The following is a 21,626-nucleotide window of genomic DNA, read 5'->3' on the forward strand; positions in this document are numbered from 1 at the left end:
AATCTATTACACTGGCATATTTAGAGTTTTCTGCATTTATGTTTATTGCCCCTTCATAAACATAAGATGCAGCATCTTCGCCATTTCCAACCATACTGACATAACCATGAGAAATTCTAATTTTTTGTTCGTGCAATTTAAACCCATCACTATCAGTTATTACTAACATTATATAGTCTTGAGAATCATAATTTTCAATAGCTTTTTTATACCATTCAAAATTACTTTTATCTACGGTAATAATTCCTTTTTCGTCTGTAACATCCTTACTAACAGGCTTTACGGTAACCATGTATAAAGCTTTGGATTCAAAAAATTTAATTGAAGCGTCAACTTCTATTCTAGACTTTGATATTTGTCCTTTACGATTAAGAACCTCACCAATTTTTAATGCTGTAGGATTAGACTTTTTTAACTGAATCAAACGCTCATTAGAGACAATAAAAGCCTCTTTTGATTTTTGGTTAATTAAGTAAGTTTGATTTCCTACTTTTTCAATTGATATCTCTTTTGATTCTTGAATACAACCAGTAAGCAAAAATGGTAATAAAGTTAAGGTCACAAGTTTTAATTTCAATTTAAATACTCCATGTTATTTAGATATTCAGTGCTAGCCATTGCACATAACGCCGCCAACACAGGCAGCCGAAGCGCAGCGTAGGCTGTCCAGTGCAATGCGCTTTTTGCATTGCACGATTGTGCTTGGCCTTGTTAGGTTTACAATTTCTGCTTAACGAAATCAATGTTATCAACAACATACTGATGAACCAATGAGGAAGCTGCTACAATTTTAATCATTGCCCCTTTTGCGCTGCCTTGTACTACCTGCTCGTAAAAGTGCATTAAAAGTGTAGTACTTGGATCGACGTCCTTGTTTGAAAATAATGGGCGCAGCAATACATCATATTCTTGATACCGACGCTGATACTCTGTTATAGCCTGATTTTTGGATATAACCTCGCCGCAATTTGGAATGCTGGCATTAATTATAGATATTGATGCCTCATCAATAACCCTCTCTTTTTCGGTGCCATCGTAAGTCCGCAAAAAAACATACGTGAGAACAGATAGCGAAAAGTAGGTTAGTTCAATTTTTCGTATTTTTTCGTCAGGCACATTTAGAGCTTTTATGAAAAGCTTATACATGACGGACTGACCACCAATTCCCTGATTTTTTAAAGACTCGATAACCTTTAAATTTTTTGATTTACCCAAACCAAACATTTTTGTTCTCCTTGACGCTAGCTTAGGCCACTCATTTTCATTGCTACACTAACTGGCCTCGATAGGTCAAAATAGTAACTGCACTCCTCACCATCCGATGTTTGGACGCAAATCATCCTGAGTGACTTATTTGGATCGCTCGGTGACGCAATAGTAAATTCTGTTCCCCTCTCCCAATCCTTCCCACAGCTCTCAGAAATAAAGCCATCTATAAGAGCCTGCGCCATTCCCATACTGGCACAATTAACGATTGCTGGTGCATGACCTGATAGTCCGTCGCCTCCATAAATTGGTGGCTTGTCATCGTGCTCACTTTTCTTTTTACTTCCGAAAAACCTTGAAATGAAATTCATGAGTGCAACTAACTCCTTTGAAACCTAACGTTTGAGCTGTGCGGCGCAAACTAAGCGCAGCGTAGTTTGCGTCCGAACGAGCGCCTTGTTAGAGAGCATCTGCAACCGCCCATCCTTCATGAGTGAGCTCAAAGACCTCTCCTTTGTAGCCCCGCCCCACAACCAATCCTTCTGATTCCAATTCGTTTAACGCTGCTTCCCATTTTGCAGCTTCTCGTCCATGTCCTCCACCGTAAGATTCCCCACCAGCCTGAATAATACGGCCTCCCAACGTGGATGATTTAAGGATTGTTCCATCTTCCTTTGAAGCTGCTGCTTTTAGAATAGTCTTAGCTTCCTCAGAAAGGGAGTACTGTTGTCGGTTATCTGGGGTCGCTGGATTTTCAGTGACGACCTCTACTTCAGGGGCTGCAAACAAGCCTTTGAGATATTCATTTTTAGTAAGGCTGAGCTGAAGTTGTTTAGACAGCTTCGCGCGAAACTCTTCCAAGTTTTCGTATGTTTCAATAAGCCCTTGTGGTTGCCACTTTTTCTTTATTGCCTGTACTTGCGCGAATTGCTCAGCATTAATACTTTCCGGCGCAACAGGTTTGGAGGAAAAATAAATCATTGCAGGTTTACCTGCCGCAACATGTTCTTCAATTTCCTCTACAGTTCCACTCGGGGATTTACCTGTTGGAGTTCCGAGACGAGTCCAAAAGACTCCGATTAGAAGATCACAATTTTTTAAGACACGTTTGTTTATTAATTCTTGTGGTCGCGTTCCTAGTTCAGGAGATGAGTGAGTTTCCCAGCCTATTGCAGCGAGCATTACTGCTGATGCTTCTGCATTTACGTCATTCCAATCATGAATGATACTGCGAATTATTTCACGCTCATCAGCTACATCACCTGGAGAAGCAATCATGACTGGAATTACCGTTGCTTTGTATGACATCTATACTCCTCTGCTCTCTAACGCCCACTTAAGCGGACAAAAATTGTTGGTTAAAATGTGTAGCGAAGCGGAACCTAACCAACTGTTTTTGTTCCGTTTGAAGTGCTTGTTAGCTGAATTACATCATCTGCAATTTAAAATCCATTCTTTGACCATTTATATAAACAGTCGAATTATTTATTAGGCTTTGTGCGGTAATATCACCAAGTAAAAATTGATTTATAATATTTTTATCTGTAAATAATTCTAAGTTTTCCCCCTGTGGGCTTAAGCCATATTTATCTGATACAAAATTATAGCTTGTGCAACTTAGCAAGACTCTTACACCATCTATATCATCGGAAAACATACCCGATAATAAAAGCTCGGATGCGGATTTATATTTATTAAAAAATTCATTGGTAAGACGAGTAGTAGTGGTTGTTTGAATTGTATTATATGCTGCACCAACGAGGTCAATTGAAATGTATGTTTTATCTTTGTGTTTTAAAAAACCAAGTGATTGAACTTTCATCGCGAAAGGCGATTTATTTGCAATATTAATTAGTGTTGAAAAATGTTGTTCCTGTAATGGCTTACATGATTCGCATGCTAGGTTTTGCACATTAATAACCGCTTCAACAGCAGGTCGAGTTGTACTAGCACAACCTCCTAATATTAAAAGAGATAGAACGATAATCAAATACTTTGCCATAAATTAACTTTCCTTTTTAAATTTATAAATACACACAAAAACTAGAATAATTCAGCTAACGACCAAGCTCACCGGTGGCAATGGAGCGCCTTGTTAGGCACTTTTTGCTGGGGCGACACCTTGCTTTCTTGCCGGATGTCCAAACCATAGTTCTCCGACTGGGACATCCTTTGTGACTACGCTTCCGGCACCAATCATTGCATTTTCACCAATTGTAACACCGCTAAGAAGCGTTGAGTTTGCTCCAATGGAGGCACCCTTTTTAATTGTAGTTCTTAAAAATTCTTCTGGATATACTTTTGACCTTGGATATTTATCGTTTGTGAACGTAACATTTGGGCCGATAAATACATTGTCCTCTATTGTAACGCCATCCCATAATTGCACACCGCATTTTACGGTTACGTTATCGCCTACCGTGACGTCATTTTCTATGAAGACATGTGCATTAATGTTGCAATTCGCTCCGGTTTTTGCTCCCTTAAGAACAACAGAGTATTGCCACACTAACGTTCCGTTTCCAATGAACTCAGATTGGACTTCTGCTTTTTCGTGAATGAATGGTGGTTTTTCATCAGTGATCATGTTCTTCTCCTATCTTGGTGCCTAACGCCTGAGTTGAGGGGCGTTTGTGGAGCACGCGCAGCGTGCGGAGCAAACGTCCCTCTCCGACGATTTGTTATGCGACAAATTCACAAACTTACGCTTTCTATCCAATACCGCTTACCCCCGGGCAAAGAAATCAAGTTGAATGTATTACCTTTATATTTCTTGCTCTCAATTGGTCCGAAGACGCGGTCTCCTTTTTCGAGCCATACACATGAACTCGACAATTTCGCTGAGTAATTACCTTTTTTGATTTCATCCGAGAAGCGTTGCCATGCCGCAAATTCTGGGCAGGCATCTCCACCTGACTTCATACGTCGCTTAGGAAGGGATTTCGCAGCAGGCTTCGCCTTCGCTTCGCGTGGATAAGGCTTTAGGTTCGGGAAAGCTACTACCTTTCCCGAAGTTAGATAAATTGTGCAATCGAAGCCTATTGTTGCGGCCGTCGCGTTGTATGGAACAACGTTGTAGTTAGCACGGTAGTGGTACTCAGAATTCAGGGTATATTCTTGAATAGTCTCTACGTGCGAATAGCTGGAGTAATGTTCCTGCAGCCAATTTGTACAGTCTTTTCGATGGGTATCTTCGGACCCGAACGAGGCTCCTGAAAATATCAATAGCGTGAGCAGCAAAACGGTTTGGACTTTAAGCATAGGAAATCTCCATTGGCGCATAACGCTGAATTAAGCGGCGGCCCGTCAGGGGCGTCCGGTGGACGGCGCCAGGCCGGGAACGAACTTGAATGACTGGTTAAGTGCTTTCGAAGTTTGACCACTCTCTAAATTCTGAACGAGGACGGTATTGCCCAGAGTGGTCGCTAAGACTAGGAGCGTGGCGATTGATACACCCAATAGCCAACGATGACGCTTTTGCGCTCGTTTGGAGGCAATCAGTTCACAGACATGCCGATGGGCAGAGTTGAAGGTATCTAAAAAGGCTCGGTTCTCCATCGGTTTATACCCGCCTTCGCCATTGTCAGTTTTCGGAAAGTATTGGGACAACATTTTTAGGAAGCTTTTTAGCTCCTTTTCAGATGCATCCAACAAATCTGACGAAAACGCATAACAGATTACATCTGCCTGTTGCTTTACCGAACCATCGTACTCGTACGTTTTCATGCAACTCCCTTGGCACTTAACGCCTTGCTCACCGGAAAATTAGGAGCGAAGCGAGTAATTTTTCCGAGTGCAGCAACTTGTTATATACTGCACAGTATCTCCTAGCCAAATATTTCTCTATCAATTTCTTCGTATACCTGGGTTTCTGCAGTTACCAGTGGTGCCATAGTATCCCTCAAGAATGCACATTTATTGTTCCCACACTGAGTTAATCCAAGAATTCTCTTTATCTCAGTGAAGATTTCTCCACTTGCGGATTTCACATCGTCTTGTGGATTACCCCTGCCAACGCTTGCCAAAATAGCTGAAGCCTTTGCCTGCAAGCATTGCTTTGCAAGCTCTTCTTTATCCACACTCGAGCAAAGCTTCTGTATAATCTCATCATCTAATAAGTAGCATTCAATGTGTCTTCGGCCTGAAGTTTTCACACCTTTTTGAAAAAGCTCATCGACCTCAACGTCACTTTTATCATCTCTGTCGACAAACTTGATGATCTTAGACGACTTCAATATGTTTGAAATCATTTTTACAGATTGATTCTCTATATCTTCAATTTCTGAGCATGATCCTACTGACACAAATGTAGCACTATGGTGATTTTCTCCAAGAATTTTGCCATAGACTAAAGCATCAAAATCTTTGTACTTTCTTCCTTGGCTTGTTCCTTCACAAAAAACTATTTTTTGAGGAGATATTAGCTTTGAAAAATCAGCAAAGGCCAGATCAAAAAAGCGATCCCAGATTGCTCTACTTATCTGAGTTGGCTTTATCACCTCAGCTAAATCGAAATCTCTATTGTCAAAATCTAGAAATACTACTGTACCTGAATTTTTTTCTTCAATATCTTCAGCTTCTTTAAGCATTCCTATCGAATGTGTCGAAATCCACAGCTGAGAATTATCTGGGGTTAAATCATAAAGTTCCCTAAGTACTTTCGATTGAAGCCTTGTGTGCATATGTGCTTCTGGCTCATCAATACAGAATATTGCATCCGAATAGAAACTTGATTTGATTATCATATCAAGGACCAAGTCAAAGACTGACTTCTCACCTGCAGAAAGGTTTTTATAATGGAAGTCTTTGGATGTCCCCTTTTCGAAATAGAAGCTACCGTTTGATAGCGGGTCACCGATGGAGCTTAAATTTAAATCTACAAATATATTCGAGAGTGAGCGCTTAATTTCCCCAATCAATTCGTCTCTTAGCTGCTCGACTGTCTTGGCATTATTTGATGTTTCATATACCCCTGCCAATGTTTGCGCTACGAGTCTTTGGTAATTTTCAGAAACCGTCTGGTCGTTTTGCATCAAATTTTGAAGCTTTATCGATTCTGATGGATTACCCTGCCGACTTAAATTAGAAATAGTAAAATCAGGCTCATTTCTATATGCAGTTCTAAAATAGAACTTACCTTTTATCTGCTCTTGATTAAGCTGCTGATCATTGTGAAACGCCAGTTCAACTTTATTTTGAATAGATTGTCGCCAAAGGTTAGGGGCCGTTATTTCACCATCATTCTTTTCCAAATAGTCTTGGATGCCTCGATCATTAAAGCCCTTAAATTTATACCAATGATTAAGGGCTTCAAAAAGAGAAGTCTTCCCGCTGCCGTTAGGACCTACTAGAACTATAAGTTTTGCTGTCTCAGGTATTTCCGTTAACTTAAGGTCAGTAAATCGTTTAAAACGATTTAGCTTAACTTCTTTAATTTTCACAGTTATTCCTTGGTCTGAGGTAAATTCGATTTAGCATATAACGCCCGCAACACCGGGCACTTTGTAGCGCAGCGGAAAGTTGGTCCGCGTGCTTGCGATTGTTATATTTGCTTGATTGCAAAGTTTTCAGCTTTACGGTAACTACTCTGAAGTGGTTTAGGTAGAAGCCCTAAGATAGCGTCTTTTAAAAATGAGGAGGCAACCTCAATGCCTTTTTGGTCACTAAACCCCCACGCGCCAACTGCATCATCGCTTGCTGCATAGCGAATAATGCTTTCAAATAAGGCGCGAACAGAACTAAAGGCACCATCTTTTTTCATTTGCTCCAGATTACAAACAAGGGCGCTGTTAATATTTAACTCATCTGGGTCGCTGGAGGGACTTACGTCTAATAAGAGAAGCTCATTCTCGCCACTGTAGCGCCATTTTGTTTTACTCTCAAAATCTTCCAAAACAGCTACAAATGAACTGTCACTATAACTCCAATCTGCACCATCTATGGTTGTTACGACTTTAAGGTCAGGGTATTTATCTTCTGGCCAGTATAAGCCCCATAGCCATAACAGAATATATCTATATGTTCCTTTGAGCGGTGGTGAGAATAACTAAGCGACTCTAAAATTTCACTTCTACAAAACTGAGAATTTGGGTTGCAAAAAAGAACTGCAACGAGGCTTTTCTTCCTTATTTTTGCATTAACATCAGCCATCGCTTTGGACGATGCGGGACTAACACCGTCAAAAAATGCTATCCGTTTAGGCCGTTCTGAAAATTGGTTATTAACTGCCTTTACGATGTCCCTGTATAGGATGGAGTCAATCATTGCTCAAAACTCTCCTTAAAATATAACAGTGATTAGACCGCGTTCCGCGATATTGCAGAAAAGGGCGCTCCACATAACTCCGCATTTTCCTTTTCTCCCGAAGTCTCAAATTCTCACATTACCAAGAGCTTAGCTGATTCCAGCCACTGTCGCCAAGTAATCGCTTGACCTCTCGTTTTTGCTCGTACAATAAGGCTGTATGTAGTTACAGCTTTGGAAAGTGCGAACTATCATGGACGCCAGGCAACCGCGACCGCAGGATCAGTGCTGGAAGGTTTTTCGTGTAAAACTATAGTATGTGGCGGAGTAGTTTTCTGACCAAGCCCATTACGCATCGAGGAAACAGCTTTGCGGAGGAAAATGCATATCCATCTGTCTACATTACGTCTACATGAGAAAATCGAAGCAGGTAGGATCGGGAGAGTAATTTCGTAAATTATTGATTCTAATGGTGCTCCGAACCGGAATCGAACCGGTACGACCGTGAGGTCGAGAGATTTTAAGTCTCTTGTGTCTACCTATTCCACCATCGGAGCATTTCGAGGGGATGTTTTGAGGGCGAGAATTGTATAAGGCCGCGTTCGCTAACGCAATTCAGATTGACTTCTATTTTAAACGATCTGTTCTGAGTGCACCGCAACACCCCGGTAAATGTAGCCGGCAATGCGCGGCGCATCTTCCAGATAGAAGGTGTCTAGCTCAACGATATCAAAGTCTGCACTGCGGATCAGTTCAGCAATGGGTCGGTTCAGGTGGCAGCCGCCGCCAATGCGCTTCCAGGCCGGCGTTATTCGGTGTTGCCAGCGCTGAACCTTGGCATCCGGTGACTCGCCGTGCTCCAGAAACAGCAGTTTGCCATCGGCTCGCAGTACTCTTTTCATTTGGATCAGTGCTTTTTCCCAGCCGGCGATGCTGCACAGTGTAAAGGTCAGCACCACTGTGTCTATGCTGGCGTCTGCAAGCGGAATTTCCTCGCCCGGCAAATCCAGCCACTCTAGGGGCACTGGTGATCGGTTGGCATTTTCGATGGCTTTGTGACGCATGCCGGCCGACGGCTCCAAGCCGTATACCCGCGTAACCTCGCTGGGCTGGTAAAGCGCGAGGTTGATGCCCGAACCCATTCCCACTTCCAGCACAACACCTTTGGCCCTGGGCACCAGGCTCTGGCGCAACGCCATCAGGTCTTCACTGGCGCACACTTTGGCAACCAGGTGTGGCAGTATTTTTTCGTGGTAAAATCCCATTCGTGACGCGCCCGTAAGTTGTTAATTTTTCTGGCTAAGCTATAGTCTCAGCACGTCGCAACCTTAGGTTCTTAATATAGGTCATGAGTGCGACAATCTGTCCGACGCGCGCGGCTGTATAAGATAGTAGGATGCAATAACCTGCTGGTAACAACAACACGAAAGATACCAAAGGCATTCGCCGTCAGGGGCATAAGCCCTATGGTTTTGTGTGAGACGTTACCGGAGGTTCTATGGAACTCGATCCCATCTTATTGTCGCGAATACAATTCGCGTTCGTGGTGTCTTTCCACGCTATTTTCCCAGTATTCACTGTGGGTCTTGCCTCTTATATCGCCGTGCTGGAAGGCCTGGCCTTTAAAACAGGTAATCAATCGTGGGTTCGACTGTCGTCGTTCTGGACCAAAGTTTTTGCCGTGGTTTTCGGCATGGGCGTGGTATCCGGGATCGTTATGTCGTTCCAATTTGGTACAAACTGGAGCAATTTTTCCCAAGCAACTGCAAATTTTCTAGGGCCAATGTTGAGTTATGAGGTGATAACGGCGTTCTTCCTGGAAGCTGCGTTTTTGGGCGTTTTGTTGTTTGGCCGTAATAAAGTTCCGCCCGGTGTGCATCTGTTCGCGGCCATTATGGTGGCTACCGGAACCTTCATATCGACTTTTTGGATTTTATCGGCCAACAGCTGGATGCACACACCGGCAGGCACTGAACTTCGTGACGGCGTTTTCTACGTGACGTCCTGGAGCGAAGCGATTTTCAACCCGTCTTTCCCCTATCGCTTTGCCCACATGGTGCTGGCATCGTTCCTCACAGGTGGCTTTGTTGTGGCCGGCGTGAGCGCCTGGTATCTGCTCAAGGGCCGCGAAGTAGAGGCCAACCGGAAAGCGCTGTCTATGTGCCTGTGGCTGCTGTTGATCGTGGCGCCGACTCAGGTGGTGGTTGGTGATTTCCACGGTTTGAATACACTTGAACACCAGCCCATGAAAGTGGCCGCTATGGAAGGCCACTGGGAAACCGGTACCAACGTGCCGCTGTTGCTGTTCGCTATTCCAGATCAGGAAAACCAGACCAACCATTTTGAAATTGGTATCCCCAGTTTGGCTTCTTTGGTGCTGACCCATGACAAGAATGGTGAGATTCTGGGTTTGAACGAAGTGCCAGTCGAAGAGCAACCACCGGTTGCGATCGTGTTTTGGTCTTTCCGCGTCATGGTGGCCCTTGGTTTGCTGATGATTTTGTTCGCGCTGACGGGTTTATTCCTGCGCCGTGGCGATAAATTCTGGCGCACCAAATGGTTTTTGCAGGGTTTGCGTGTCATGAGCATTACGCCGTTTATTGCGGTATTGGCCGGTTGGTTTGTGACCGAAATCGGGCGCTCGCCCTGGCTGGTTTACGGCATGCTCGATTACTCAGCGGCCATTACACCGTCACTCACCGGCGGCATGGCTCTATTCACCCTGATTGGTTACGTGGTGGTGTATTCGATGGTGTTCTCCGCGGGTGTTTACTATTTGATGCGGGTTTTGTTTGAAGGTCTTGAGGCGGATTATGAAGAGCCTGAATCACAGACCGAACGGCCGAAGCGTCCCCTTTCTGCGACGCACACTAAATTTGAAATTGGTAAAACCAATGGGCAACCGGCTAGCCAGGGAGGACACTGATTATGGAAATGATTGATCTGGCATTGGTATGGGCGTTTATTATTGGTTTCGGCATAATCATGTATGTGACGATGGACGGCTTCGATCTGGGTGTGGGAATTCTGTTCCCCTTCGCGCCCTCGGAGCAGGATCGCGACACCATGATGAATTCGGTGGCTCCGGTTTGGGACGGTAACGAAACCTGGCTGGTGCTTGGCGGTGCAGGGTTGCTTGCCGCATTCCCGTTGGTTTACTCCATATTGCTGCCCGCTCTGTACATCGGGGTGTTCCTGATGCTGGCGGGGCTTATTTTTCGCGGCATTGCGTTCGAGTTCCGCTTTAAGGCGCGCACCTCGCGCTATTTGTGGAATTGGGCGTTCGCCGGTGGCTCTACCGTGGCAGCCTTTGCACAGGGGGTGGTGGTGGGTAGTTACATTCAAGGCTACGAAACCGCCAATCGGGTTTACGTCGGTGGCGCGCTGGACTGGTTAACTCCGTTCACCGTAATGACCGGCCTTGGCTTGATTGCCGGCTATGCGCTTTTGGGTTCCACCTGGCTGATCATGAAAACCGAAGGCCGGCTGCAGGAATGGGCGTACAAGATCAGCCTTCCTCTGCTTGCGGCGGTTCTGGTTGTTTTCGGCATAATAGGTGTATGGACGCCATTCGTTGACGACATGGTGCGTAACCGCTGGTTCGACAACCTGAGCATAATCTGGGTGCTGCCGGTTCTGACCTTACTGTTTGCGTTTCAGATTTTCCGTTCCGTGCGCAACCGGCTTGAAGGCATGCCGTTCGTGGCCACCATCGGACTGTTTATCACGACGTATTTGGGGCTGATTGTAAGCCGCTGGCCCTACGTGATACCGCCCAACTACACCCTGTGGGACGCAGCATCGGCGTACAATTCACAGCTGTTCCTGCTGATAGGCCTGCTGGTTGTGATCCCCTTTGTGCTGGTGTACACCGCCTGGACCTACTGGGTATTCCGCGGCAAAGTACGCGCTGGCGAGGGATACCACTAAGTGGCTGAGCCCGAAGCGCGAAACGCCAAGGCCTTGAATAACGGTGGTACCGGTGATTCGTCGCCGGTACCACCGGTTTCAGAGGTGAAGCAATGGTTAAAAGGCTTGGCCAAAGCACACAACAAAGGCGTTAACGGCGCGGCGTTAGCAGGCTTGCTTACAGGCTTTGCTACCATTGTACAGATGACCTTGTTAGCCACGATTATCCACCAGGGTCTGGTGGAAAAAGTCGCCTTGGCCGCATTAACACCGTATTTTCTGGGATTGTTGGCCACGTTAGGGGGTCGGGCGCTGGCTCAAGGCTGGCAAACCACTCTGGCGTCACGCTGCAGCCAGCAGGTGCGCCAACAGGTGCGTCAGCAACTTAACGATTGCTGGCAAGCCACCGGGCCGGTGAACCTGAACCAGTCTTCCGCTGGCACTCACAGCCGCGAATGGCTTGACCACGTGGATGCTCTGCACGGCTACTTCGCACGTTTTCTCCCCCAAATGCTGATTGCCACCCTGCTACCGCTGATGATTCTGGCGTTTGTATTCTGGCTAGACTGGCTGGCGGGACTTTTTTTACTGTTTGCGGCACCACTGATTCCGTTGTTCATGGCTTTGGTGGGTATGGGCGCTGAATCACTGAATCAACAGCATTTTCAAACCGTCAGCCGCCTGTCTGGCCAGTTTCTGGATAAGGTGCGCGGGCTGACTACTTTACAGCTGTTTCAGCAAACCGGCCCCGCGGCCGAGGTTCTACAACAGCGCTCGGACCAATACCGGTTTATTACCATGAAAACCCTGCGGGTGGCGTTTTTGTCGTCAGCCGTGCTGGAGTTCTTTTCGTCTGTGGCCATCGCCGTTGTGGCCATGTATGTGGGCTTTGGCCTGTTGGGCTACATCGATTTTGGCCCGGCAGCGGATTTAACGCTGTTTTCCGGTTTGCTGGCATTGTTGCTGGCCCCGGAGTTCTTTCAACCCTTACGCACGCTGTCACAGCACTATCACGATCGTGCATCCGCCCTGGGTGCCGGCGCTGAAATTTTCAGCCGGCTTAACGCGTCAGAGCCGATTGGCCCGCGGGTTCACCCTGCTCCCTCGCAGGACAGCCCCGGGGTAATGGTTCAGGACGTCAGCGTTGGCTTTGGCTCTGGCTCTGGCTTTGGCAAAAACAAGCTGTTGTTTGACCGGGTGTCGTTCAGCGTCGGCCGCGGGCAAGCACTTGCGCTAACGGGGCCGTCCGGAGGTGGTAAAAGCACCTTACTGAATATGATAGCGGGATTTATTGCCCCGCAAAGCGGTGCCATTACCATTTTCGACAAAGCCCCCGGCCAGCAAGCGTTTGGCTGGTTAGGGCAAAAAGGCTTTTTGGTTGATGGCACCTGGGCCGACAACCTGCGCTTAACCGCACCGCAGGCCAGCGATAGTGATATAGCTGCCGCGCTGGAACAGGTTGGCCTGGGCCCTTTGCTTGCTGAGCGCGCAGATGGCATTCACAGCAAAGTGATGGAAGACGGCCAGGGCCTGTCGGGTGGGCAGTCACGGCGCCTGAGCCTGGCGCGCATTCTAGTGGCCGATTACGATCTGATCCTGCTGGATGAGCCCACGGCTGCACTGGATGCCGAAAGCGAACAGCACATCGTGCAAACCCTGTCCAAATTGAAGCAGCAAGGCAAAACCCTGGTGTTTTCCAGCCATCACACGGCGTTGCTCACACTGGCTGATCGGGTACTGCAGGTGGTGAATGGCCGGTTACAGGCCGCGCCTGAAGGAGGTCACTATGATTAATGCCCTGCGCCCTTGGTTGCGGCTGATTTTTCACCGTCGTAACCGCTTGCTGATCGGTGCTTTTCTGATTCTACTTACGCTGCTTGCGGGTATCGCTCTGTTGGCGCTGTCTGGGTGGTTCATTACCAAAACAGCCCTGGTTGGCCTGTTGATCGCCATGGGTGTTCAGGCCACGATCGAGCTGTATCTGCCCGGCTCGGCCATTCGCCTGTTTGCGGTTTCGCGTACGGTATTCCGCTACCTGGAACGAATTTACAATCACGAAACCGTGCTAAGACTGTTGGCCGACATTCGGGTAACCCTGTTTAAACACCTGGCCCTTGTGCCCCGCAGCCAGCGCTCGCCAATGACCGGCGCACAATGGCTGTCACGCTTGCTCACCGATGTGGACGCGTTGGATACTCTTTACCTGCGCCTACTTGCCCCGACGGCCCTGGCGGCGCTGGTAAGTGTTGGGGTTATTATCTTGGCCGCGGCGGTGTTTAGTGTGCAAACCGGCGTTTTGGTCGCTGCGTGCCTGGGCCTTTCCTTTGTGGTGGCAACGGGCGCTGTCTACATGGGCACCCATAGCCTGGCTCAGGCTCAAAGTGAGCGCCAGGACACGCTACGAAGCCAGCTGATTCAGCACATTGAAGGTTACGCAGAGCTTACCGCCGCTGGCCGTGCCCGTAACCACAGCGTTTTGCTGATGCAGCAGGCCGAGCAGTTAACCCGCGAGCAATGCATTATCGAAACTCGGGCTGGCTGGCACCTTGCCGGCTCAAGCCTGTTGATAAACCTGGCAGTCGTGGTGGCTCTGTGGATGGGTTTTAGTCTGTACCAGCAGCAAATGCTGTCTGGCCCGGTGCTGGTTTTGCTGCCCATCGCTCTATTGGGATTAGGCGAGGTGTATGGCATGTTGCCCGACGCATTTTCCCGCCTTGGCGGCACGGTGGCATCTGCCCGGCGCTTGAACCGCGATACAGCAGAAAGCGCCAAGCACGACGATGTCACCTTGGCGAAGACGACTGACCTGGAAACGGCAGAGAACGGCGATTTTGCGGTCGCGGTTTATGATCTGCAGCTGCGCCACGGCAACAGTCAGCCTTTGCTGGCCCGCCCTCTCAGCATCAAACTCAAGCCCGGGGAGTGGCTAGGCTTTACCGGCCGATCAGGCAGCGGAAAATCGTCCCTGGCAGACGCTCTGAGCGGGCTGATAAAGCCATCAGGCGGCAGCGTTAGCAGCCTTCTGGTTGCTTACCTGACTCAGCAAACCTATCTGTTTGACGACACCTTGAGAATGAACCTGCAAATGGCGAACCCGCAGGCCAGCGATGCCGATCTATGGCAAGTGCTGGACCTGGTCGAGATGGGAGACCGCTTTGCCGATGAGCCAGCCCAGCTGGATACCTGGCTGGGCAGTGGCGGCAATGTGCTGTCTGGCGGCGAAGCCCGGCGCATCGCGCTGGCGCGAGTGCTGCTAAGCCCTGCGACCGTGTTCGTGCTGGACGAGCCATTCACCGGTGTCGACAAAGCCCTGCGCGACCGCATATGCTGCCGTTTGGAACAACGTTTGGCGGGCCGTACGGTGATCAGCCTGGCTCACAGTGTGGATGCACTGGCAGGTGGCACCGCTACGATTGCGCTTTAATATAAATATAAAAATTTCGGGATCTGCTATGTCTTCGCAAATAATACTTCCACGCATTCTGCAGGTTGGCGCCGGTGCCAGCGAAGAGTTACCCAATGTACTTGCCAGCCTGAATTGCAGCCAACCGCTGATTATTACCGACAAGATGATGGTCGAACTGGGCTATGCAGACTCGCTCAAGGCGTGCCTTCTTAAGCATTCGATCAGTGCTGACGTGTTTAGCGATACCGTCCCGGAACCCACAGTGGGCTCTATTCAGGCAGGCGTTGAGCAGGTTCGCATCGGCGATTACGATTGCATCGTCGCCCTTGGCGGTGGCAGTCCGATTGACAGTGCCAAAGCGATTTCGATATTGGCCCGCTTCGGTGGGGTAATGAGCGATTACAAATTTCCGCGCATCGTCAATGAAAGCGGTATTCCGGTGATTGCGGTGCCAACCACCGCCGGTACAGGTTCGGAAGCCACCCGTTTTACCATCATCACGGATGAAACCAGTGATGAAAAAATGCTCTGTGTGGGCATCGGCTTTATGCCGGTTGCGGCGCTGGTGGACTACAACCTGACCCTCACCGTACCTGCCCGAACCACCGCCGATACCGGCATAGACGCTCTGACTCACGCGATGGAGGCTTACGTCAGTCAGAAAGCGAATCCGTACAGCGACTCCCAGGCGCTGGCCGCCATGCGCTTGCTGGGGCCAAATTTGCGTACCAGCTATAAAGATGGAGCCAACAAACCGGCCCGTGAGGCCATGATGCTGGGCTCAACCCTGGCGGGCATCGCATTTTCCGCTGCGTCGGTGGCATTGGTGCATGGCATGAGCCGCCCTATTGGCGCTGCGTTTCATGTACCGCACGGTTTATCGAACGCGATGCTGTTGCCGGCCGTTACCGAGTTCTCCATCCCCTCAGCGCCCGAGCGCTACGCGGACTGCGCTCGGGCTATGGGCGTTGCTGACGAGGGCGACGATACCAACAGCGCCAATCAGAAACTGCTGGAAGAACTCTATGCGCTCAATGAAGAGCTTCAGGTACCCACCCCTGGCGGCTTTGGTATTGATCGCGCCAGATTCTTTGAGTTAATACCGACAATGGCTCAACAGGCCCTGGCGTCAGGGTCCCCCGGCAACAATCCGCGAGTGCCAACGGCACAGCAGATCGCCGAGCTTTACGAGAAGCTCTGGTAAGCCGGCAACATGCCGTTGACTGGAGCCCGTTTTAGCGGGTTTCCAGCACGTCAAAGCTCAAACCGGCACGGCTGGTCAAGCGCTCCAGCAACGGCTGGCCCAGCAAGGATGCAGGGGTCCAGAAACCACCGTCCCGATTTTTCGGGATATCGAACGCCAGGCAGGCCGCCGCTTCGCCGAGCATGCGGCTTGTGGCACCGTAACCCGGGTCGCGATCACCTTTAACCCGGGTAATGATCGTGCGCCCGTCAGCGGTTTTTCCTACAAACCGTATGTCAAAAAAGCCGGCTTGCTGGGCGTCCGGGCTTGGGCCTTCTCCTGGCTGCGGCACGAATTTTTCAATAGCCCAGCGCGTTGGTTTCACCGCAGAACCCATAAAAAAACCTGCCAAAGCTGCAGTGATACCGTAAGCAGTCAACCGGCCCTTCACACCACGGCCGGTCATAACGGCTTCGTCGTAAGTGAATTCCTGGCCGTAGCGGGTATCTTGCAGAGCGTTGGAACGGTGAATAACGCGGGTGTTGATGGCGCCCATCACAAACGGTGCCAGCCAGCTGTTCAGGGTTTTATCAAACCCGGGGCCTTTCAGCGAAGGCTGGCGGGTTTTTGAACGGTGGCCAGCTGGGCTGATGGAGAACGGGTTTGCCATAGAGCGACGTAGCTCGGGATCGGCGGCCATTTCTTTGGCGATGTTGATCATTGACGCGACTGTGCCGCCGGAGAGTGTTCCCTTGGCCGCTTTCACGCGCATACGGACATCCTGGCACACGCTGCCAAAAGCGCTCTCTGCCTGTTGCTGAAGGAACCAGACACCCATATCTGAAGGTATAGAGTCGAAACCACAGCAATGAACGATGCGTGCGCCGGATTCTTTCGCCCCCGCTTCATAGCGCGACACCATTTTACCAATCCATTGTACCTCGCCGGTAAGGTCACAGTAGTCAGTACCGGTTTCAACGCAGGCTTTGATCAATGCTTCGCCGTAAAGTGCATAAGGGCCAACCGTAGAAATAATAACCCGGGTGCGCATGCACAGTGCCTGCAGCGCAGGCTCGTCGGTGGCGTCAGCGACCAATAGCGGCAAATCGGCAGCGCCTGACCCTAGCTTGCTTCTGAGTGCTTCAAGCTTTGACTGGGAGCGGCCGGCTATGGCCCAGGAAACATCGCTGCCCACGCCATGGGTGTCGTACAAATACTGGGTCAGAATCTGACCGACAAAACTGGTGGCGCCGAACACCAACAGATCGTAAGGGGGCTTTTTACGTGCATTCATCACTATCCCTGCCTGCGTTTTCAATTGTATTTTTCATAAAAAAAGGCACCAAAAAAGGTGCCTTTTTCAATAGAACCAAAAGCTTATTACGCTTTCTTAAGTTCTTCTTCAAGTTGCGGTATCGCTTCAAACAGATCCGCAACCAGGCCGTAGTCGGCTACCTGGAAGATAGGCGCTTCTTCGTCCTTGTTGATCGCAACGATCACTTTGGAGTCAGACATACCCGCCAGATGCTGAATAGCACCAGAGATACCAACGGCAATGTACAGCTGTGGCGCAACGATTTTTCCGGTTTGCCCTACCTGCATATCGTTGGGCACGAAGCCGGCGTCAACAGCGGCTCGGGATGCACCAACAGCGGCACCCATCAAGTCGGCGATCTGCTCCAGCATTTTGAAGTTTTCGCCGTTCTGCATGCCGCGGCCACCAGAGATGACAATCCCGGCGCTGGCAAGATCAGGGCGGTCCGATTTGGCCTTTTGCTCACTCACAAACGTGGACAAACCTGCATCTTTTACCACGTCCAGCTGTTCCACCGATGCGGAGCCACCTTCTGCTGCTACCGGGTCGAAGCCGGTTGGGCGCACGGTGATCACCTTAACGCTATCGCTGGATTTTATAGTGGCGATGGCGTTACCCGCATAAATCGGGCGCACAAAGGTGTCTGGGGCTTCAACACGGATGATGTCAGAAATCTGAGCCACATCCAGCAATGCCGCTACGCGGGGCATGGTGTCTTTGCCCGTACTGCCGGCAGCCGCCAGGATGTGGGTGTAACCCTCGGCCAGCTCAACAATCAGCTGGCTCAGGTTTTCACCCAAAAAGTGGCCATAAACCGCGTTATTAGCAACCATCACCTTGTTAACACCGTCAGCCTTTGCTGCGGCTTCCGCGACGGCACCCACGTTTTCACCGGCAACCAACACATCGATGTTGCCACCGATAGCCTTGGCGGCTGCGATAACACTCAGGGTCGCCTGCTTCAGGCTGCTGTTGTCATGTTCAGCAATTACAAGGATGCTCATCAGATCACCTTCGCTTCGTTCTTCAATTTGTTAACCAGCTCTGCCACGTCTGCAACTTTGATACCTGCCTGGCGTGAAGCCGGGGCTTCCACTTTGACGGTTGTCAGGCGCGGAGCGACATCAACACCCAGATCAGCCGGGCTAATGGACTCTAGAGGCTTCTTCTTTGCTTTCATAATATTAGGCAAAGACGCGTAACGCGGCTCGTTCAGACGCAAGTCGGTGGTGACAACCGCGGGCAACGTCAATGAAACGGTCATCATGCCGCCATCTACTTCGCGAGTTACGTTTACTTTGTCACCGTCGATGACAACTTCAGACGCGAACGTACCCTGGCTCATGCCTGCCAGCGCGGCCAGCATCTGGCCAGTTTGGTTGTTGTCTGAGTCGATGGCCTGCTTGCCCAGAATAACCAGATTGGGTTGCTCTTTATCAGCCACAGCTTTCAACAGCTTGGCAACCTGCAAAGACTGAATCTCTGCGTCTGTTTCAATGTGGATGCCACGATCTGCGCCCAATGCCAGAGCCGTGCGGACCTGTTCCTGACAGGCCTTGGGGCCAATAGAAACCACCACGATTTCGCTCACAACGCCCTTTTCTTTCAGCCGAACCGCTTCTTCAACAGCGATTTCGCAGAATGGGTTCATTGCCATTTTTACGTTAGCGAGATCTATACCGGAGTTGTCCGGCTTTACACGCACTTTTACGTTGTAATCAACTACTCGTTTTACAGCGACCAGAACCTTCATAGATTCCTCGTTCTTCTACGATGTGTTTAAAGACGTATCAGCAAATTCAATGGAAGTATTTGCTGCGGGAGGGCACCAATACTGCCAATAAAGCGAAAGCGGGTCAATACAAATGGCGCCGTTTAAGTCATGCCGGCACAGCCGTAGCGGCTTGAGAACAGGGAGAAAATTCCCACAAATCAATTAAAACAAACGTTTGTTTGGCATGTCAGGAAGACGCGAGAAGAGTTGCTATGGATACGAAGCTAGCTTAACTTTAACAGTAGACAGTCGTCTGCAGGGTTTTTTACACGTATAATTGCGCACAGATTTTGACGGGCCCGGTTCAGCCGTGGCTGTCCAACATTTAAAAACATGGTTGAGGAGACTAACGTGGAACGCGAATCGATGGAGTTTGATGTTCTGATCGTCGGTGGTGGTCCTGCCGGCCTTTCGGCGGCCTGTCGCCTGATGCAACTCGCCCAGGATGCAAGCCAGGAATTAACGGTTTGCGTGGTAGAAAAAGGCTCCGAAATTGGCGCCCATATCCTGGCCGGTACCGTTTTTGAGCCAACCGCTTTGAACGAGCTGTTTCCAAATTGGAAAGAGCTGGGCGCACCGTTGAATACTCCGGTCACCCGTGATGATATTTTCCTGCTGAAAGACCAGGAACAAGCCACAAAAATACCCAATGCTTTTGTGCCAAAGAACATGCACAACCACGGCAACTACATTATCAGCCTGGGTAATTTCTGCCGCTGGCTGGGTGAGCGTGCCGAAGAGCTCGGTGTTGAGGTCTATCCCGGTTTCGCAGCGTCGGAAACGATTGTGGAAGACGGTCAAGTCAAAGGCATTATCACCGGCGATATGGGCGTGGCCCGTGATGGCAGCCATAAAGACGGCTACATGCCCGGTATGGAGCTGCGCGCTAAATACACCTTGTTCACAGAAGGTAGCCATGGCCACCTGGGCAAGCGGCTGATCAACGAATTCAAGCTGGACGCTGGCAAAGATCCCCAGCACTACGGACTTGGCATTAAAGAGTTGTGGGACATAGACCCGGCCAAACACGAGCCGGGGCTGGTTGTGCACACAACGGGCTGGCCGCTGAGCGAAAGCAATTCTACCGGTGGCTCCTTCTTGTATCACCTTGAAGGTGGCCAGGTGTATTTTGGCCTGATTACCGATTTGAATTACAGCAACCCGCACCTGAGCCCGTTTGATGAAATGCAGCGTCTCAAACACCATCCGGAAATCAAAAAACATCTGGAAGGCGGCAAGCGCGTATCCTACGGCGCACGTTCCATCACCAAGGGAGGCTTTAATTGTCTGCCCAAAATGAGCTTTCCGGGTGGTCTGCTATTGGGCTGTAATGCCGGCACCCTGACCTTCTCCAAAATCAAAGGCAGCCACACCGCCATGAAATCTGGAATGATGGGCGCAGAAGCGGTGTTTGAAGCGTTGAATGCGGGCAAAAGCGGCGAAGAAATCACCAGCTTTGAAGATCGCTTCAAAGACAGCTGGCTGTACAAGGAATTGTATAAAGACCGCAACTTCGGGCCCAGCATTCACAAGTTTGGCCCGATCATTGGCGGTGGCCTGGCTTATCTGGAGCAGAATATTCTGGGTCGCAGCCTGCCCTTCACATTGCACGACACCTTGGCCGATCACAACGCGATGAAACTGGCGGCTGACTGCAAGCCAATCACTTATCCAAAACCGGACAATAAACTGACCTTCGACAAACTGACGTCGGTGTTTATCTCTAACACCAACCATGAAGAAGATCAGCCGGTTCACCTGCAGCTGAAAGATCCTAGCATTCCGATAGAGCACAACTTGCCGAAGTACAACGAAGCGGCTCAGCGGTACTGCCCTGCGGGCGTGTATGAAGTGGTTGAAGCAGAAGATGGCAGCGGCAAACGCTTCCAGATTAACGCGCAGAACTGCGTGCACTGCAAAACCTGCGACATTAAAGACCCGTCCCAGAATATTACCTGGGTAACGCCAGAAGGCGGCGGCGGTCCAAACTACCCGAATATGTAATAGTAACAGGCAAAAAAAGGCTCCCGAGGGAGCCTTTTCTACCAACAGTTCACAACAACTTACTGAGCTTGCCCGTTCTCCTGTTCTTCGTCTGTCGCGTCTCGAACTTCAACAACTTCAACATCAAAGTGCAGAGTCTCGCCAGCCAGAGGATGGTTGGCATCAATAGTAACGGTCTCGTCACCTACTTCAATAACGCGCACCACTTGGGGGCCGTTCGGCGTCTCCGCCTGGAACTGCATACCCGGTTCGATGGACTCTACGCCTTCGAATGCGCTGAGAGGAACCGGCTGAACCAGCTCGTCGTTCTTTTCGCCATAGCCTTCAGCAGGAGCCACTGAAACTTTCATGGCGTCACCGACGGTTTTTTCATTCAGTGCGCTTTCCAGCCCACCGACGATGTTCTGTGCGCCTTCCAGGTAAGACAGCGGCTCCCGACCTTCTACGCGGGAGGAATCCAGTTCTTCTCCCTGGTCATTGGTGAGCGTGTAATGGATGGATACAACGCGGGATTGTGCCATGTGATCTCCTTGCGTGTCTAAAATGACTGTATTGAATTCGTGTTTACCCAGCTTAACAACGACTA

Annotated in this window: 20 protein-coding genes and 1 tRNA gene; 6 read left to right on the forward strand and 15 right to left on the reverse strand. The window is 49.6% G+C overall.

The window, feature by feature from the left end; all coding sequences use genetic code 11:
• From A3OI_RS0110860 to A3OI_RS0110915, 11 genes are all read right to left on the reverse strand, one after another.
• Nucleotides 1-577, reverse strand: a 577-nt coding sequence (locus A3OI_RS0110860) for a hypothetical protein (RefSeq protein ID WP_018404298.1), incomplete at its 3' end; no start/stop codon positions are given.
• Nucleotides 578-717: 140 nt separating this feature from the next.
• Entirely contained in the window at nucleotides 718-1,224 is a 507-nt protein-coding gene (locus A3OI_RS0110865) for a hypothetical protein (protein WP_018404299.1), read from the reverse strand.
• Nucleotides 1,225-1,665: 441 nt separating this feature from the next.
• A complete protein-coding gene (locus tag A3OI_RS0110875; protein WP_026224140.1) occupies nucleotides 1,666-2,514 on the reverse strand; it encodes a hypothetical protein in 849 nt (282 codons plus the stop codon).
• A 118-nt stretch (nucleotides 2,515-2,632) separates the two neighbouring features.
• The gene (locus A3OI_RS0110880; RefSeq protein ID WP_018404303.1) at nucleotides 2,633-3,208 is read right to left on the reverse strand and encodes a hypothetical protein; all 576 of its coding nucleotides are present in this window, start codon (nucleotides 3,206-3,208) and stop codon (nucleotides 2,633-2,635) included.
• Between the two features lie 93 nt (nucleotides 3,209-3,301).
• Nucleotides 3,302-3,793, reverse strand: coding sequence for an acyltransferase (locus A3OI_RS0110885; RefSeq protein WP_018404304.1), 492 nt, complete (start codon nucleotides 3,791-3,793; stop codon nucleotides 3,302-3,304).
• 107 nt (nucleotides 3,794-3,900) lie between these two features.
• On the reverse strand, nucleotides 3,901-4,467 hold the full coding sequence (locus A3OI_RS0110890; RefSeq protein ID WP_018404305.1) for a hypothetical protein: 567 nt from the start codon (nucleotides 4,465-4,467) through the stop codon (nucleotides 3,901-3,903).
• 45 nt (nucleotides 4,468-4,512) lie between these two features.
• The gene (locus A3OI_RS0110895; protein WP_018404306.1) at nucleotides 4,513-4,932 is read right to left on the reverse strand and encodes a hypothetical protein; all 420 of its coding nucleotides are present in this window, start codon (nucleotides 4,930-4,932) and stop codon (nucleotides 4,513-4,515) included.
• 101 nt (nucleotides 4,933-5,033) lie between these two features.
• The gene (locus A3OI_RS0110900) at nucleotides 5,034-6,647 is read right to left on the reverse strand and encodes an AAA family ATPase (protein WP_018404307.1); all 1,614 of its coding nucleotides are present in this window, start codon (nucleotides 6,645-6,647) and stop codon (nucleotides 5,034-5,036) included.
• A gap of 101 nt (nucleotides 6,648-6,748) precedes the next feature.
• Nucleotides 6,749-7,099 (reverse strand): hypothetical protein, encoded by a 351-nt coding sequence (locus A3OI_RS22770; RefSeq protein ID WP_155903104.1) that lies wholly within the window; start codon nucleotides 7,097-7,099, stop codon nucleotides 6,749-6,751.
• 820 nt (nucleotides 7,100-7,919) lie between these two features.
• Nucleotides 7,920-8,006 (reverse strand) — tRNA-Leu (locus A3OI_RS0110910).
• Nucleotides 8,007-8,081: 75 nt separating this feature from the next.
• Nucleotides 8,082-8,714, reverse strand: coding sequence for a class I SAM-dependent methyltransferase (locus A3OI_RS0110915; protein ID WP_018404310.1), 633 nt, complete (start codon nucleotides 8,712-8,714; stop codon nucleotides 8,082-8,084).
• 233 nt (nucleotides 8,715-8,947) lie between these two features.
• Between A3OI_RS0110915 and A3OI_RS0110920 the strand changes: the two genes are divergently transcribed.
• Genes A3OI_RS0110920 through A3OI_RS0110940 form a run of 5 tightly spaced genes read left to right on the forward strand, consistent with a single transcriptional unit; the run spans nucleotide 8,948 to nucleotide 15,968 of the window.
• A complete protein-coding gene (locus tag A3OI_RS0110920) occupies nucleotides 8,948-10,375 on the forward strand; it encodes a cytochrome ubiquinol oxidase subunit I (RefSeq protein WP_018404311.1) in 1,428 nt (475 codons plus the stop codon).
• 2 nt (nucleotides 10,376-10,377) lie between these two features.
• The gene (cydB, locus tag A3OI_RS0110925) at nucleotides 10,378-11,379 is read left to right on the forward strand and encodes a cytochrome d ubiquinol oxidase subunit II (RefSeq protein ID WP_018404312.1); all 1,002 of its coding nucleotides are present in this window, start codon (nucleotides 10,378-10,380) and stop codon (nucleotides 11,377-11,379) included.
• Nucleotides 11,380-13,152, forward strand: a complete 1,773-nt coding sequence (gene cydD / locus A3OI_RS0110930; RefSeq protein WP_018404313.1) for a thiol reductant ABC exporter subunit CydD — start codon at nucleotides 11,380-11,382, stop codon at nucleotides 13,150-13,152. It begins immediately after the preceding gene.
• Nucleotides 13,145-14,782, forward strand: coding sequence for a thiol reductant ABC exporter subunit CydC (cydC, locus tag A3OI_RS0110935; protein ID WP_018404314.1), 1,638 nt, complete (start codon nucleotides 13,145-13,147; stop codon nucleotides 14,780-14,782). The genes cydD and cydC overlap by 8 nt, the downstream gene beginning before the upstream one ends.
• Before the next feature lie 28 nt (nucleotides 14,783-14,810).
• Entirely contained in the window at nucleotides 14,811-15,968 is a 1,158-nt protein-coding gene (locus A3OI_RS0110940; protein WP_018404315.1) for an iron-containing alcohol dehydrogenase, read from the forward strand.
• Between the two features lie 31 nt (nucleotides 15,969-15,999).
• On the opposite strand, the gene A3OI_RS0110945 is transcribed toward A3OI_RS0110940, so the two are convergent.
• The 3 genes from A3OI_RS0110945 to A3OI_RS0110955 form a co-directional block, all read right to left on the reverse strand.
• Nucleotides 16,000-17,241, reverse strand: coding sequence for a saccharopine dehydrogenase family protein (locus A3OI_RS0110945; protein ID WP_018404316.1), 1,242 nt, complete (start codon nucleotides 17,239-17,241; stop codon nucleotides 16,000-16,002).
• An 86-nt stretch (nucleotides 17,242-17,327) separates the two neighbouring features.
• Nucleotides 17,328-18,266 (reverse strand): electron transfer flavoprotein subunit alpha/FixB family protein, encoded by a 939-nt coding sequence (locus A3OI_RS0110950; protein ID WP_018404317.1) that lies wholly within the window; start codon nucleotides 18,264-18,266, stop codon nucleotides 17,328-17,330.
• Nucleotides 18,266-19,015 carry an electron transfer flavoprotein subunit beta/FixA family protein gene (locus A3OI_RS0110955; RefSeq protein WP_018404318.1) on the reverse strand — a complete coding sequence of 250 codons (750 nt, stop codon included), beginning with the start codon at nucleotides 19,013-19,015 and terminating at the stop codon, nucleotides 18,266-18,268. The genes A3OI_RS0110950 and A3OI_RS0110955 overlap by 1 nt, the downstream gene beginning before the upstream one ends.
• A gap of 372 nt (nucleotides 19,016-19,387) precedes the next feature.
• Here A3OI_RS0110955 and A3OI_RS0110960 point away from each other — a divergent pair, with 372 nt between their 5' ends.
• On the forward strand, nucleotides 19,388-21,040 hold the full coding sequence (locus tag A3OI_RS0110960; RefSeq protein WP_018404319.1) for an electron transfer flavoprotein-ubiquinone oxidoreductase: 1,653 nt from the start codon (nucleotides 19,388-19,390) through the stop codon (nucleotides 21,038-21,040).
• Nucleotides 21,041-21,099: 59 nt separating this feature from the next.
• On the opposite strand, the gene A3OI_RS0110965 is transcribed toward A3OI_RS0110960, so the two are convergent.
• A complete protein-coding gene (locus A3OI_RS0110965) occupies nucleotides 21,100-21,561 on the reverse strand; it encodes an FKBP-type peptidyl-prolyl cis-trans isomerase (protein WP_018404320.1) in 462 nt (153 codons plus the stop codon).
• Between the last annotated feature and the right edge of the window lie 65 nt (nucleotides 21,562-21,626).

It is taken from the genome of Marinobacter gelidimuriae, from assembly GCF_000372805.1.
Taxonomy (GTDB): Bacteria; Pseudomonadota; Gammaproteobacteria; order Pseudomonadales; family Oleiphilaceae; genus Marinobacter; species Marinobacter gelidimuriae.